A 15,257-nucleotide genomic window follows, 5' to 3' on the forward strand; every position below is an offset into this window, starting at 1 on the left:
CGCTCCGGCAAGTTTTTCTCGCACTGGCCCGCCTTGTGTGGCCGGTTAAGCGCTGTTTAGAGTCAATTCACCGCCACCCCATAAATCGGCTCTCGCCCGGCGGGGAATCGCACCCGCCTTTCGAGCCATGCCGTGAATCCTCCGGTCGCCGCCGCATCCCGGCGCGGCTTCCCCCACCGCAATGAGGAAGTGACGTGGTTGACCTGTCCCGATATCAGGAAATGATCAGGGCCCACGAATGGGTCGTGCCCGAACGCTACAACGTCGCCGCCGACGTCGCGGATAAACACCCCCGTAACAAACTGGCAATGATCTGGACGGATAATTCCGGCGAAGATCGCCACGTATTCTGGGGCGAATTGCAGGACCTAGCGGGCCAATTCGCCAACGCCTACGCCAAGGCGGGCGTGGGCAGAGGGGACCGCGTGGCGATCCTGCTGCCACCCCGCCCGGAAACCGCCGCCGCGATCATCGCGGTACTCAAGCTGGGCGCCATCGGCGTCCCCATGGCGCAGTTGTGGAGCGACGACTCCCTGCGCTACCGGCTCTCCGACGCCGGCGTGCGCCTGCTGGTCACCGACGAGAAGAACGCCGCCCGCGGCCTGTCGGGCCACGCCGATTCGACGTTCGTGGTCACCGGCCCCGAGTCCGTCAGCGGCCACCCCACGACCTATGAGACGGCCGACACCGGCGCGGACGACCCGGCGCTCATCTACTACACCTCGGGCTCGACGGGAAACCCCAAGGGAGTGGTCGCCCCGCACCGCGGGCTGATCGGCCACAACGAGTTCGGTTACTGCCAGGACCTGCGCGACGGCGAGATCTCGTACTGGATGGGCGACTGGGCCTGGGGCGTCTACAAGATCCTCGGCCCCTGGCGGTACGGCGCGGTCAACCTCGTCCACGCCACCGAACGGCGCTACGACCCCGACGGGCTGCTGGCCGCGTTGTCCCGCCACCAGGTGAGCAACCTGTTCGTCAATCCCACCGGGCTGCGGCTGATGATGCGCGAGGTGCCTGACGCGGGCACCCGCCACCCGCAGGCGTTCCGCGTGTGCTGCAGCGCCAACGAGCCGCTCGGCGAGGCCGAGAGCGCCTGGTTCGCCGAGCAGTTCGGCATCGAGGTGCTGGAGAACTACGGCATGACCGAGGCGTACCCGATGGCGGGCAACTTCCTCGGGGTGCCGGTGAAGCCGGGCTCGATGGGGCTGCCGGTGCCGGGCTGGGACGTCAGGGTGCTCGACGAGCACGAGCGGGAGGTGGCCCCGGGCACGCCGGGGGAGATCTGCCTGCGCGCCAGGTCCAACCCGCAGTACCCGCTCGGCTACTGGAACCGGCCGGAGGAGTCGGCCAGGACGTTCGGCGGCGAGTGGTTCCACACCGGCGACGCCGCCTACGCCGACGCGGACGGCTACCTGTTCTACCAGGGCCGCAGGGACGACCTGATCAAGTCCTCCGGGTACCGGATCAGCCCGGCCGAGGTCGAGGAGGCGTGCGTGACGCATCCGGGCGTCCGCGAGGCCGCCGTGATCGGCGTGCCCGACCCCGAGCGCGGCCAGCGCGTCAAGGCGTTCGTGATCCCCGAGCCGGGCCGGGAGGCCGGCGCGGAGCTCGCCGCGGACATCAAGGCGTACGTCAGGGACAACCACTCCGCCTTCGGCTACCCGAAAGTGATCGAGTTCGTGGACGACCTGCCGAGATCGCAGTCGGGCAAGGTCAGCCGCGCCCCGCTGCGTACGAGGCGGCCGGGCACCGAGCACTGAGAAAGGATTTTCGTGACCACCGATCTCGCCCGACTGAGGGCGGACTCCGCCCTGGCGACCACGTACTACAGCAAGATGTTCTCCGCGCTGACCGCGATCACCTACCGGGAGAAGGGCGAGGCCGCGGTCAACGACCTGTGGTTCCGGGTGCTGACCAGCCACCAGGGCGACCGGTACATGGAGGGCCTGGAGAAGCTGGGCATCCACAAGGATCCGCCCGCCGTCGCCGCCGCCAAGTACCACTACTTCACCAACATCATCGGCGGCCTCAAGATGGAGTACGTCGAGGAGTCGCCGCGCAAGGCGTGGGTGCGTTACCTGGCCCCCATGTGGATGTATTCGGGCGTCGCGCTGATCGCCATGCCCGCCTCGGTGCGCCGCACGGTCTTCAGCTCCTGGCATCCGCGCAACGGCCGCTACATGGGCGCCCCCCGGCTCGGGTACGTCGGCACGAAGTTCTCGATGGAGGGCGACCCGTACGACGAGGGCTACTTCTACGAGTACGACCACGACCTGACCGAGGAGGAGATCCTCCGCTTCGAGGTGGTCACCAGAACGCCCGAGTTCGACCCCGCCACCGCCCCGGTGCTCGACCCCGAGCAGTGGCCCGAGGCCCGCGTGCTCAAGGCCCGCCCGAAGTTCTCCTCCGGCTACGTCCGCTCCACCGTGGACTGCCTCTACGAGCGCTACGGCGAGCTCGCCACCCACCAGCTCGTCCGCTCCGCCATGCGCATGCTGGCCATCCAGCTCACCCCCGAGCTCGCCGCCGCGGCCGGAGCAGGTGGCGACTCCATAAACGACATCGCCGCCTTCCACCACACGCTGGTCCGCGCCACCCGCCGCGAGGCCGAACTCGAACGCGTGGACGCCAAGACCCACCGGGTGATCGTGCGCGGCACCCAGCCGTTCGACGCCGGCGGCCCGGCCGAGTTGCGGGCGGCGTTCTTCGAGTTCCACAGCATGGCGACCCGGATGCTCAACGGGCACGTGGCGTCATCGTTCACCTCCCGGGACGGCACGGACATCTGGGAGTTCACCGACACCGGCCGCTGGCTCTGGTGAGGAGGCGACATGGCACAGCCGACGACCTCGTCGTCCACCCCCGGCGCCGGTAAGCCGCGCGACCGCAAGATGGCGGTCAAGGCGCTGTCCGGAGTGGCGGTCGGAAACTTCGTCGAGTGGTACGACTTCGCGGTCTACGCCTACTCCACCAAGGCGATCGCCACCCTGTTCTTCCCCGACACCGACCCGGTGACCGCGCTGCTGGGCACCCTGGCCATCTTCGGCGTCACCTTCCTGTCCCGCCCGGCCGGAGGCGTCTTCTTCGGCAGGCTCGGCGACCGTATCGGCCGCCGCAACACGTTGTCGATCATCCTGCTGCTGATGGGCGTGGCCACCACGCTGATCGGCCTGCTGCCCACCTACGGCGCCATCGGCGTCGCCGCGCCGATCCTGCTGGCGCTGCTGCGCCTGGTCCAGGGCTTCTCGGCGGGCGGCGAGTCCTCCGGCGGGGCGACGTTCCTGTCCGAGTACGCCCCGCCGAACCGGCGCGGCATGTGGTCGGGCCTGTCCAACAGCACCCAGACCCTCCCGTTCGCGGTGACCGCGATCCTGGTGCTGGGCATCAGCACCGCCATGCCCGAGGCCGACTACCTGTCCTGGGGTTGGCGGATCCCGTTCCTGCTGGCGGCGCCGTTCGCGCTGGTCGGCCTGTACGTCCGGCTCAAGCTGGAGGACACCCCCGTCTTCCAGGCGGTGCAGGACTCCGGCAAGGTGGAGCACGCGCCGCTGCGCCTGGTGGTCCGCGACTACAAGCCTGAACTGCTCACGCTGATCGGGGTCGCGTCCCTGAACGCGGTCGCCTTCTACACCATGTCCAGCTATATGAGTACGTACCTCACCGAGGTCGCCGGGCTGGACGAGACGACGGCGCTGTTCTCCAACGCGATCGCGCTCTGCGTGTACAGCGTGCTCATCCCCGTCACGGGCCTGATGGGCGACAGATTCGGCAGACGCCGCGTCATCCTGACCGGCGCGATCCTGCTGGCGATCCTGGCCCTGCCCGGATACATGATCGCCGGCACCGGCGGGATGGGGACGGCGGTGCTCGGGCAGGTGCTGCTGACCGTGCCGCTGGTGGCGGTGGCCTCGGTCGTGGCGGTGGCGCAGGCCGAGTTGTTCCCGGCGGCGATCCGCTACACCGGCGCGGCGCTGGGCTACAACATCGCCTACGCCGTCTTCGGCGGCACCGCGCCGTTCATCGGCCAGTACCTGGTCGAGGCCACCGGCTCCAAGATCATGCCCGCGTACTACCTGATCGCGCTGGCGCTGCTCGCGCTGATCCCGATCCTCCGGCTCCCGGAGACGTCGCGCGTCACGATGTTGCGCGGCGACAACACCGAAATGAGAGGCTGAACATGACCGAGGACGACGTCCTCGTACGGCAAGAAGGCGCGGTCGCCGTGCTCACCCTGAATCGTCCCGCCTCGCTGAACGCCTGGGACATGGCCATGCAGGACACCGTGCGCCGCAGGTTCGGCGAGTTCGCCGCCGACGCCAGTGTCAAGGCCGTGGTGATCACCGGGGCCGGCGACCGGGCGTTCTGCGCGGGCCAGCACCTGGCCGAGACGGCCGACTTCGGTCCCGAGCACGTGGACGGCTGGCTGGACAACTTCCGTGCGCTCTACCGCGCGATTCTGGAGATCGACAAGCCGGTGGTCGCCGCGATCAACGGCGTCGCCGCGGGCTCCGGATACCAGCTCACACTGCTGTGCGACGTACGCGTGGCGCACCCCGGCGTGCGGATGGGCCAGACCGAGGTGTCGTCGGGCATTCCCAGCATCACCGGCATGTACCTGACGACGAGCGCGCTGGGCACCTCGCGCACGCTGGAGCTGATGATGTCCGGCAGGCTCATGGAGGCCGACGAGCTGAAGCAGGTCGGCCTCGTCCACCACCTGGTCCCGCAGGGCGACGTGCTCGACACGGCGATCAAGGTCGCCGGGCAGCTGGCCGAGCAGCCGTCGGTGGCGATCGCGCTGACCAAGCAGCGCTACCGGGACCTGGTCACCCCCGGCCTGTGGGAGGCGTTCGAGGCCGCCCGTGCCATCGACAGGAAGGCGTGGGCCTCGGGACAGCCCCAGCAGGTCATGCGCGACTTCTTCGCGGCGAGGCGGAAGGCGTGACAGCCCCGGCGGACTGGCAGGAGATCATCGCGGGTGCGGTCATCCCCGGCCTGCTCGCACGGGCCGCCGAGGACCGGCCGGGCTCGCCGTACTGCGAGTTCGGCGGGTCCGTGACGACGGTCGGGGAGCTGGCCGCGCACGTGGACGCGGCGGCGGCCCGCCTTGCCGCCCGCGGTGTGCGGGGCGGCGACCGGGTGGCCGTGCTGCTGCCCAACCACCCCGACCACGTGGTGGTGATCCTGGCGCTCATCGTGCTGCGCGCCACCTGGCTGCCGGTCAACCCCCGGCTGCGCGGGGCGGCGCTCGGCCACGTTCTCAGGGACGGCGACCCGGCGCTCATCCTGGTGGACAGGACGCACGCGGACCTGGTCGGCGAGCCGGGGCCACCGGTGATCGTCAGGGACCGGGCGGGTGACCGGCCCGATCTGAGCTGGCTGGGCGAGCCCGGCGGCCCGGTCCCCGCACACAGCGCCGGCCCCGAGGACGTGGTGGCGCTGATCTACACCTCCGGCACCACGGGACCGGCCAAGGGCGTCCAGGTGACCGACCGGATGTTGCGGACCTCGGCGCTCGGCGTGTTGTTCACCACCGCCCCCGCCGAGGGCGAGGTGTTCTTCCTGTGGGAGCCGCTGTGCCACGTCGGCGGCGCCCAGATGTTGTTCGTGCCGCTGCTGCGCCCGGTCTCGCTGGCGATGGTGGAGAAGTTCTCCGCCTCCCGGTTCTGGGACCAGGTACGCGAGTCCGGCGCCACCCACGTGCACCAGCTCGGCGGCATCCTCCAGGTGCTGCTGAACAGGCCGCCGTCGGAGGCGGAGTTCTCCCACCGGCTGCGGATGGCCTGGGGCGGCGGTGTGACCACGGGCACCTGGCTGGAGGCCGAGCGGCGCTTCGGGCTGCGGATCGCGGAATGTTACGGGCAGACCGAGGCGTCCAGCTTCCTGACCGTCAACACCGAGGGCCCGCAGGCGGGGGTCGGCAGGGTGCTGCCGTACCTGCGGGCCGCCGTACAGGACGAGGACGGGGCCGAGGTGCCCACGGGGGAGAGCGGCGAGATCGTGGTCAGGACGGCGGGGCTGCCGGTCGTGACGCCCGGCTACTTCCGCGACGAGGAGAAGAGCGCCGCCGCGCGGCGCGGCGGCTGGTGGCGCACCGGCGACCTGGGCCGCTTCGACGAGCACGGCAACCTGCACTTCATCGGCAGGGCGGTCGACTCGGTACGGCGGCGCGGCGAGAACGTGTCCGCCTGGGAGGTCGAGACCGTCATCAACACCCACCCGGCGGTGGCCGAGAGCGCCATGATCGGCGTGCCGGCCGAGATCGGCGAGCAGGACATCAAGGTGTTCATCCGGCCCGCGACGGGCGCCGGGCTGGACGCCGCCGAACTGATCCACTGGTGCGCCGAGCGGCTGGCCGACTTCCAGATGCCGCGGTACGTCGCCTTCGTCGCGGACTTCCCGCGCACGCCCAGCGAACGAGTGATCAAGAGCAGGCTGCCGCGGTCCGTGGAGGACTGCTTCGACGCCTGGACGATGGAGAGGACCCAGCCTTGACCCCTGTGGAGAGGACCCAGTCTTGACCCCGACCTCCGTTCCCACCTGGCGGCTGCGGGCGGCGTTCGCCCGTTCGCTGTCGGACATGTACGGCCAGGAGGTGCCCGCCTACACCACCCTCGTCGAGGTCTCCTCCGAGGTGAACACCGACGTGCTGCGCCGGGAGGGCGCCGCCGCGGAACGCCTCGGGACGATCGACCGGGTGACGGCGGAGCGGCACGGCGCCATCCGGGTGGGGACGCCGCGCGAACTGCGGCAGGTCGCGCAGGTGTTCGCCGCGCTCGGGCTGCACCCCGTCGGGTTCTACGACCTGCGGGACTCGCCCGGCGGCGCGATCCCGGTGGTCTCCACCGCCTTCCGGCCCATCGACGCGGGCGAGCTGGCGCTCAACCCGTTCCGGGTGTTCACCTCGATCCTGACGACCGACGACCGCCGCTTCTTCGACGCCGACCTGCGGGAACAGCTGGAGGCGTTCCTGGAGCGCAGGCAGCTCTTCCCGCCGGAGCTGCTGGAGCTGGCCGCCAGGGCCGAGCGGGAACGCGAGCTGCCCGCCGCCGAGGCCAGACGGTTCCTCAAGCTGGCCACGGCCGCCTTCGAGCTGTCCACCGAGCCGGTGGACCGGGCCTGGTACCGGCGGCTCGAAGGCGTCTCCAGCGTCGCCGCCGACATCGGCGGCGTCACCTCGACCCACATCAACCACCTGACGCCACGGGTGCTCGACATCGACGACCTTTACCGGCGGATGTCCGAGCGGGGCATCGAGATGATCGACGAGATCCAGGGCCCGCCGCGCTGGCACGGGCCCGACATCCTGCTGCGGCAGACCTCCTTCCGCGCGCTGGCCGAACCACGCCGCTTCCGGCTGCCGGACGGGCAGGTCGAGCCCGGCTCGCTGCGCGTGCGCTTCGGCGAGGTGGAGGCCCGCGGCATCGCGCTCACCCCGGCCGGCCGCGACCGCTACGACGCCATGCTCGCCGAGGTCGACGCGAGGCTGGCCGCCTCCCCGGGCGCGCGCAGGCAGGACGTCGCGCAGGCGGTGTGGGCCGAGCGGCTGCCGGACAACGAGGCCGGGCTGGCCGGGCAGGAGCTGGGCTACTTCCGCTACCGCCCGCTGGATCGGCCCAGGGACGGGCAGCGGCCCCCCGCCGACGTCGCCGGGCTGATCCGCGGCGGCTGGATCGGCGTGGAGCCGATCGTCTACGAGGACTTCCTGCCGCGATCGGCCGCCGGAATCTTCCAGTCCAACCTCGCGGGGAACGGTTCCAGGGACAGCACCGCCGAAGGATCGGGGCGGGACGCGCGCTGGATGGCCAACGTACTGGAACGAACCGTGCACGAACCCACCGACCTCTACGCCGAGCAGAGCCGCGCATCGCTGCGCCAGACGCAGGACCGGCTTCAGGAGACATCATGATCGACACCGCTACCCTCCGCGACAAGGCCCGCGCCGCGCTGACCCGCTGCGGGGTGAGCGACCTCGACGGCGACGTGCTGACCGCCCGCAGCCCCGTCACCGGCGAGCCGCTGTTCGGGATCGGCGGCTCGGGGGACGTGCAGTCCGCCGTCGCGTCCGCCCGCGAGGCCTTCCTGCAGTGGCGCAACACCCCGGCACCGGTACGCGGCGCCCTGGTCAGGCGGCTCGGCCAGCTGATCGGCGAGCACCGCGAAGAGCTCGCCGACCTCGTCGGCATCGAAGCGGGCAAGATCCGCTCCGAGGCGCTCGGCGAGGTCCAGGAGATGATCGACATCTGCGACTTCGCCCAGGGCCTGTCCCGGCAGCTGTACGGCCGCACGATGCCGTCGGAACGCCCCGGCCACCGCCTCATGGAGACCTGGCACCCGCTCGGCGTGGTCGGCGTCATCAGCGCCTTCAACTTCCCCGTCGCGGTCTGGTCGTGGAACACTGCAATCGCGTTGACCTGCGGAAACTCCGTCGTCTGGAAGCCATCCGAGCAGACCCCGCTGACCGCGCTGGCCTGCTCCGCGCTGCTCGACCGGGCCATCGCCGAAACCGGCGCGCCCGCCGGCCTGCACCGGCTGCTGATCGGCGGCCCCGAGGTGGGCGAGCAGCTCGTCGACTCGCCGGACGTCCCGCTGATCTCCGCCACCGGCTCGACCCGGATGGGCCGCGCCGTCGGGCCGCGCGTCGCCGCCCGCTTCGGCCGTACCATCCTGGAGCTCGGCGGCAACAACGCCGCCGTGGTGAGCGCCGCCGCCGACCTCGACCTGGCCGTCAACGCCATCGTCTTCGCCGCCGCGGGCACCGCCGGGCAGCGCTGCACCACCATGCGCCGCCTGATCGTGCACGAGGACGTCGCCGACGAGCTGATCGACCGGATCGCCGCCGCGTACCGGCGTCTGCCCGTCGGCGACCCCTTCGACGACAAGACGCTCGTCGGCCCGCTGATCAACGAGGCCGCGCACGACCGGCTGCGCGCGGCCCTCACCCAGGCGGCCTCGGAAGGCGGGCAACTCCTGGCGGGCGGCGAGCGCGAACTCACCGACGACGCCTCCGGCGCCTTCTACGTGCGGCCCGCACTGGTACGCATGCCCGCGCAGAGCGAGATCGTCAGGCAGGAGACCTTCGGCCCGATCCTGTACGCGATGACCTACTCCACCCTGGAGGAGGCCATCGACCTGCACAACGGTGTGCCCCAGGGCCTCTCCTCGGCGATCTTCACGCGGGACCAGCGCGAGGCCGAGCGTTTCCTGTCGGCCGACGGCGCCGACTGCGGCATCGTCAACGTCAACGCGGGCACCTCCGGCGCGGAGATCGGCGGCGCGTTCGGCGGCGAGAAGGAGACCGGCGGCGGACGGGAGTCCGGCTCGGACGCCTGGCGCGCGTACATGCGGCGGGCCACCAACACGGTCAGCTACGCCGAGGAACTGGTACTCGCCCAGGACGTCAGCTTCCTCTGACCCGCGAGAACGGGCCGGCCGCGCCCCCGGGGTTCCCTGGGGCGCGGCCGGCCCTAGCCGCGCATGCCATGGGGCAGGGCGCGGGCGATGAGCTGCGCCAGGTGGGTGGCGTCGCGGTCGGTGCGCTGGGCGATCTGCGTCCGGCAGCTGAACCCGTCGGCCAGGACCACGGTCTCCGGCTCGGCGGCGCGCACGGCCGGCAGCAGGACCTGCTCGCCCGCCGCGACGGACACCTCGTAGTGGCCGCGTTCGAAGCCGAAGTTGCCCGCGAGGCCGCAGCAGCCGGAGTTCAGGACCTCGTTGTCCACGCCCATGGCCTTCAGCAGCGCGCTGTCGGCGGTGAAGCCGCTGGTCGCGTGCTGGTGGCAGTGGGTCTGGCTGATCGCGCCGGCGTCGATGCGCGGCGGTTGCCAGTCCGGCGTGTGGTGGTGGAGCAGTTCGGCGAGGGTGAAGGTGGACCCGGCGAGGGCACGCGCGTCGGCGTCGCCGTCGAGCAGTTCCGGCACGTCCGTCCTCAGCGCCGCGGTGCAGCTGGGCTCCAGGCCGACGACGCGGGTCCCCGCGCGGACGGCCGGGGCGAGCGCGGTGACGGCGCGCCGGCCGATGCGGCGGGCGACCTTGAGCTGTCCCGTGCTGATCCAGGTGAGCCCGCAGCACTGGGTGCCGTCCGGGACCTGGACCCGGTAACCGGCCTGCTCCAGCACCGTGACGCCCGCCTTGAGCACGTCCGGCGTGAAGTGGTTGTTGAAGGAGTCCACCCACAACACCACCGGACCCCGGTGCCCGTCCCCTTCCGGGGTGCGGGCGCGGAACCAGGCCAGGAACGTACGGCCGGCGAAGCGGGGCACGTCCCGCTCGGCGGCGATCCCGCCCAGCCGCTTGATCGCCGGCGCCAGCCGGGACCCGGTGATCGCGTTGACCAGGCGGGGCATGCGGGCGGCGATCCTGGACAGCGCGGGCAGCCAGCCCATGGAGTAGTGCGAGGCGGGCCGCAGCCTGCCCCGGTAGTGGTGGTGCAGGAACTCCGACTTGTATGTGGCCACGTCCACGCCGACGGGACAGTCCGTGCCGCAGCCCTTGCACGACAGGCACAGATCGAGCACGTCCCGCACCTCGGTGGACCGCCAGCCGTCGGTGATCACCTCGCCCTGCGTCATCTCGTACAGCAGCCGCGCGCGGCCCCTGGTCGAGTCCTTCTCGTCGCGGGTGACGCGGTAGCTGGGGCACATGACGTCGCCGCGCGGCGTGGCCGAGCGGCACTTGCCGACGCCGACGCACCGCCGGGTGGCCTTGGCGAAGTCGCCGTCGTCGGCGTGGAAGGGAAAGACCGTGGTCAGCGGCAGCGCGGTACGGCGCGGAGTGACCCGCAGGTTGCCGTCCACGGGCAGCGGCGCCACGATCATGCCGGGGTTCAGCCCGTTGCCGGGGTCCCAGATGCTCTTGAACTCCTCGAACAGGGCGATGGCGTCCCGGTCGTACATCAGGGGCAGCAACTCAGAACGGGCCTGGCCGTCGCCGTGCTCACCCGACAGGGAGCCGCCGTGCCCGGCGACCAGTTTGGCCGCGCCGGTGACGAAGGCGCGAAAGACGGCGGTGCCGTGCCCGGTGGTGAAGTCGAAGTTGATCCGCACGTGCAGGCAGCCCTCACCGAAGTGCCCGTAGACGGCCCCCCGCAACCCGTGCGCTTCGAGCAGCTCGGTGAATCCGCGCAGGTAGGAGCCCAGCCGATCGGGTGGTACGGCGGCGTCCTCCCAGCCGGGCCAGGCCTCGGACCCGTCGGGCAGGCGGGTGGCCAGGCCCGCGCCGTCCTCCCTGATCCGCCACAACGACCGGGTACGCGCCGCGTCGGTGACGATCTCGCCGCCGGTGAAGCCCGCGCCCTGCCCGGCCGCCGCCACGAGCTCCCCGGCGCGCCGCGGCAACTCCTCCGGCCGGCCGCCGAGCTCCACGAAGAGCCACGCCTGCGCGTCGGGCAGCGTGTCGATCGTGCGGCGGGTCTCGGGGCGGGTGACGATGTCGGTCAGCGCCTGGTCCAGCCCCTCCAGCGCGATCGGCCGGTGCGTCAGCAGTGCGGGCACGGCCTCGGCCGCCGCGCAGGCGTCGCGGTAGCCGAGCACGACCAGGGTCCGCGCGGGGGGAGGCGCGACCAGGCGTACCGTGGCCGAGAGGATGACGGCCAGCGTGCCCTCGCTGCCGACCAGCGCACGGGCGAGGTTGAAGCGCCGCTCCGGCAGCAGGTACTCCAGCGCGTAGCCGGAGACCTGCCGGGGGAACCGCCCGAAGGCGGTGCGCAGGGTGGCCAGGTTGCGTTCGGCCAGCCGGTGCAGCGCCGCGATCAGCTCGGCGCGGTCGTCACCCGCCGCCACCGCTTCGTCGATCTCCGCCCGGGTCATCTCTCCCAGCCGCAACACCGTGCCGCCGTAGGTGACCACCTCCAGCTCCAGCACGTTCTCGGCGGTGCGGCCCCAGGCGAGGGAGTGGGAGCCGCACGCGTTGTTGCCGATCATGCCGCCGAGCGTGCAGCGGCTGTGCGTGGAGGGGTCCGCGCCGAACAGCAGCCCGTGCTCCCCGGCGGCCTGCTGCAGGTCGTCCAGGACGATGCCGGGCTCGACCGTCGCCGTCGCGGCGTCCGGGTCCAGCGCCAGCAGGCGGTTGTAGTAACGGGAGAAGTCCATGACCACGCCGGAGCCGACGGCCTGGCCCGAGGTGCTGGTACCGGCCCCGCGAGAGGTGATCGCGACTCCGAGGCGGCGGCACGTGGCGATGGTGTTGAGCACGTGCCGCCGCTCACGGGGAAAGACCACGGCGAGCGGGATCTGGCGGTAGTTGGAGGCGTCGGCCGAGAACTGGGCCCGTCGGCCCGCGTCGCCGTGCACCTCGCCGCAGTCGCCCCGGCGGAGCGCCCGGCTCACGGTCGCCGCGTCGAGACGTTCTGGGCCCTGCACTGTCGCCGTCACAGCGATCGCTCCTTCGTTCCAACGTGCGCGTACTCAACAGCTTCGCGCGTCGAAGCAACACTCCGTGTCCTGCGGTGGCACTCGCAAGACCTCGAAGAACGAAAGAAAAAGCCCGCCAGGGCAAGGCATGCTTACGCTCGCCCCTCAGCTCCGGGCGGTCGCCCCGGAGGCGTCGGACGGGGAAGGCGTCCCGGCGGACGCGCGGGACCTGCCCAGCCCCGCGAGCGCGCCGAGGAGGGCCGGCAGCGCGCCGGTCGCGAAGCAGGCGACCAGGGAGAGCTGCCCGACGAGCACCCCCGCCGAAGCCGCGCCCATGGAGTTGCCGGTGTTGAACGCCGTGTTGACCCACGCGCCGGCCTGCGTCCTGGAGTCCGCGGTCGCGCTCTGGTCCGCCAGCAGGTACGCCGTGGTGAGCGCCGGCGCGAGGAACAGTCCCGCCACGCCGACCAGCAACGACAGCACCACGAGGTTCGGCGCGAAACCGGCGGCGACCAGGCAGACCCCCAGAGCCGCCGCCAGCAGGGGCAGCCGGCGTTCCAGGCCGAGCCGCCACGAGACGGCGCCGTAGGCCAGGCCGCCGACGGCGCTTCCCGCGGCCAGCGCCGCCTCGACCCACGCGACCGCGGCGATCTGCCCGTGCCGCTCGGCGAACGCCACCATCAGCAGCCCCAGCGAGCCCAGGCACATGCCCACCCCGGCGGTCACCAGCACGGGCCGGCCGAGACCTGCGAGCGCCCCGGCCCGCCCGCGAACCGATGGACCGCCAACGACCTGCCGCGACCTGGTCGCGGGCGAGGTCACCAGGGCCAGCGACCCGGCGGTCACCAGCGCGGCGCTGATGACCACCCCCAGCGCGGGCTGCGCCAGCCCCGTCACCAGCCCCGCGATCAGCGGCCCCGTCACATAAAGGAGCTCCTCGGCGACGGTGTCGAGAGAGTAGGCGCGGTGCAGGAGCGGCCCCTCGGGGAGCAGGTCCCTCCACAGGGTCCGCATGATGGGGCCGAGCGGCGGGGTGAGCGCCCCCGCGACGCCGGCCAGCGGCCACAACACCGCGCCGGATGCCCCCGGCCGCCAGGTGAGGACCGCGATCAGGGTCAGGGACAGCGCGTACGCGACCGCCATCGCCGGCAGCACCCGGCGGATCCCGTGCCGGTCGATCAGCCGGGCCCGGATCGGGGACAACAACGAGCTGGTGAGCCCGAACAGCGCCATGGCGCCGCCGGCCGTACCGTAGGAGCCCGTGGCCTGGGTGAAGGCCAGGATCAGCGAGAGCGGGACGACTCCGTAGGAGAGCCTGCCGACCAGCGCCGCGCCGAAGGTGCGGCCGGCTAGAGGGACCTGAAGAACGGCGCGGTAGGACGCCGCGGAAGAAGAAGACATGACGATTCCTCGACAAGGCGGCGTCCGGCCGGAACAACACACGGGGACGCCGCAAACCTATGGGAAGACCGTTTCCGCGTCGGGCGACGCGGAAGGTCTTCTCTAGGCACGAAGATCGAACATGTCCGTCAGGGTATCAGCAGCGCGCGGCGGTGCCGTTCCCCGCGGAGCGGATGCCGGAACTGACCCGGACGGTGTAGTAGTTGGAGCGGAACCGGTCGAAGATCGTGTTGTCCTCCAGCTGGAGCAGCGCCTCGTCGGCCTGGCGCAGCGAGTTCCAGCTCCAGTTGTGGCTGCCGGTCCAGACGATCTTGCGGTCGGGCACGCCGTAGTACTTGCCCTCGACGAGCAGGTACTTGGAGTGAATCCAGATGGGATCGGCCGTGCAGTAGTAGCGGACATTGATGCCGTTGTACGCGCCCGTGGTCTTGACCAGCTCGTTCATCGAGGAGACCTCGGAAGCGCTGTCCTTGTTGTAGTTCACGGCCACTTCCACGTAACACCCGGCCCTGTCCAGGTTGAGCAGCTTCTGCGCCAGGTGGGTGCGGCTGAAGATGCCCATCGCGACCCTGACGATGGTGCGGTGCGTGCCGTCCACCGTGCCGACCGAGCTGTTGCCGGTGCACTGCACGTGGTCCAGCACCGTGGTCAGCGTGTCCTCGGCCGGGTCGGTCGGGCTACTGGTGCCCTCCCGCCGGGGATAGAAGTGCACCTTGGCGTTGCCCGAGGTCACCGGCGCGCGCGTGTCGTAGTAGTTGTTGTTCACCCGCTGGTTCTTCAGGTCGGTGAAGTACGCGGCGTAGGCGTCGTACACGCCGCTGTTCCCGGCGAGCACCAGGGCCGAGTTCCAGCCGCCCAGGCCGTCGCGGCCGGTGTGCAGGTTCGCCGAGGACTGGACCACGACGTCCGCCGTGCCGCCGGTGCCGGAGAACAGGAAGAACTTGTTGTGGTTCAGCGACACCGACCCGTACAGCGGGCGGTCGCCGATGCAGCCCCGGCCGCTCGGGCAGACCAGCACCCACGAGCCCTGGGCGGTGTCGGTGCCGAGCGCGGCGGCCAGCGAGGAGTGGATCGCCGTCCCCGCCATCGTCTTGTCGAAGACGATCTGCACGTCGCGCCCGTTGTTCCTGGCCGCGATCAGCGCGTTCGGGATGGTGGCGTCGGTGGCGTAGAACATCGACATCCGGATGGTGGAGCCGGCGTCGGCGCCCTCGATGAGCTGGACGATCCGGTTCTGGATGGCGGCCTTGTCGCTGACGGGGTTGTTGAAGACGGCTTCGCTGGTGACGGCGGCGTGCGCGGGCACGGGGGCGGCCACGCAGGCTAAGAACAGGGCGGCGAGCAGGGCGAGGAGACGGCGAGACACGGAGGTCCTTTCCCCAGAGGGACGGGAAGATCGCCTTACGACGCTAGCCCCGTTTTCCGCATGTGAGTGATCTTCAGCGGAGGTCTCGTGGATCGATGTCAAGGAGATCCAGGAGGTGGAGTTGGAGGTCGGTGGGT

The 15,257-nt window shown here is 71.2% G+C and carries 10 protein-coding genes; 7 read left to right on the forward strand and 3 right to left on the reverse strand.

Annotated elements, in window-relative coordinates:
• Positions 1–221: 221 nt before the first annotated feature.
• The 7 genes from AB0I81_RS62940 to AB0I81_RS62970 are packed head-to-tail and all read left to right on the forward strand — an operon-like array spanning position 222 to position 9,417.
• Positions 222–1,763 (forward strand): acyl-CoA synthetase, encoded by a 1,542-nt coding sequence (locus tag AB0I81_RS62940; protein WP_360680205.1) that lies wholly within the window; start codon positions 222–224, stop codon positions 1,761–1,763.
• A gap of 12 nt (positions 1,764–1,775) precedes the next feature.
• Positions 1,776–2,825: a hypothetical protein gene (locus AB0I81_RS62945; RefSeq protein WP_360680208.1), complete on the forward strand. Its 1,050-nt coding sequence runs from the start codon at positions 1,776–1,778 to the stop codon at positions 2,823–2,825.
• A 9-nt stretch (positions 2,826–2,834) separates the two neighbouring features.
• Positions 2,835–4,178, forward strand: coding sequence for an MFS transporter (locus AB0I81_RS62950; RefSeq protein WP_360680211.1), 1,344 nt, complete (start codon positions 2,835–2,837; stop codon positions 4,176–4,178).
• Between the two features lie 2 nt (positions 4,179–4,180).
• Positions 4,181–4,948, forward strand: coding sequence for an enoyl-CoA hydratase/isomerase family protein (locus AB0I81_RS62955; protein WP_360680214.1), 768 nt, complete (start codon positions 4,181–4,183; stop codon positions 4,946–4,948).
• Entirely contained in the window at positions 4,945–6,498 is a 1,554-nt protein-coding gene (locus AB0I81_RS62960; RefSeq protein ID WP_360680216.1) for an AMP-binding protein, read from the forward strand. Before AB0I81_RS62955 ends, AB0I81_RS62960 begins: the two co-directional genes overlap by 4 nt.
• A 22-nt stretch (positions 6,499–6,520) precedes the next feature.
• Positions 6,521–7,912: a VOC family protein gene (locus AB0I81_RS62965; RefSeq protein WP_360680219.1), complete on the forward strand. Its 1,392-nt coding sequence runs from the start codon at positions 6,521–6,523 to the stop codon at positions 7,910–7,912.
• Positions 7,909–9,417: an aldehyde dehydrogenase family protein gene (locus tag AB0I81_RS62970; protein ID WP_360680222.1), complete on the forward strand. Its 1,509-nt coding sequence runs from the start codon at positions 7,909–7,911 to the stop codon at positions 9,415–9,417. Before AB0I81_RS62965 ends, AB0I81_RS62970 begins: the two co-directional genes overlap by 4 nt.
• A gap of 53 nt (positions 9,418–9,470) precedes the next feature.
• Here the strand turns inward: AB0I81_RS62970 and AB0I81_RS62975 are convergent, their stop codons facing one another.
• The 3 genes from AB0I81_RS62975 to AB0I81_RS62985 form a co-directional block, all read right to left on the reverse strand.
• The gene (locus AB0I81_RS62975; protein ID WP_360680224.1) at positions 9,471–12,374 is read right to left on the reverse strand and encodes an FAD-linked oxidase C-terminal domain-containing protein; all 2,904 of its coding nucleotides are present in this window, start codon (positions 12,372–12,374) and stop codon (positions 9,471–9,473) included.
• Positions 12,375–12,518: 144 nt separating this feature from the next.
• Entirely contained in the window at positions 12,519–13,754 is a 1,236-nt protein-coding gene (locus tag AB0I81_RS62980; RefSeq protein WP_360680226.1) for an MFS transporter, read from the reverse strand.
• Between the two features lie 136 nt (positions 13,755–13,890).
• Positions 13,891–15,120, reverse strand: a complete 1,230-nt coding sequence (locus AB0I81_RS62985) for a phospholipase D-like domain-containing protein (protein WP_360680228.1) — start codon at positions 15,118–15,120, stop codon at positions 13,891–13,893.
• Positions 15,121–15,257 lie beyond the last annotated feature (137 nt).

It is taken from the genome of Nonomuraea sp. NPDC050404 (assembly GCF_040655495.1).
GTDB lineage: Bacteria > Actinomycetota > Actinomycetes > Streptosporangiales > Streptosporangiaceae > Nonomuraea.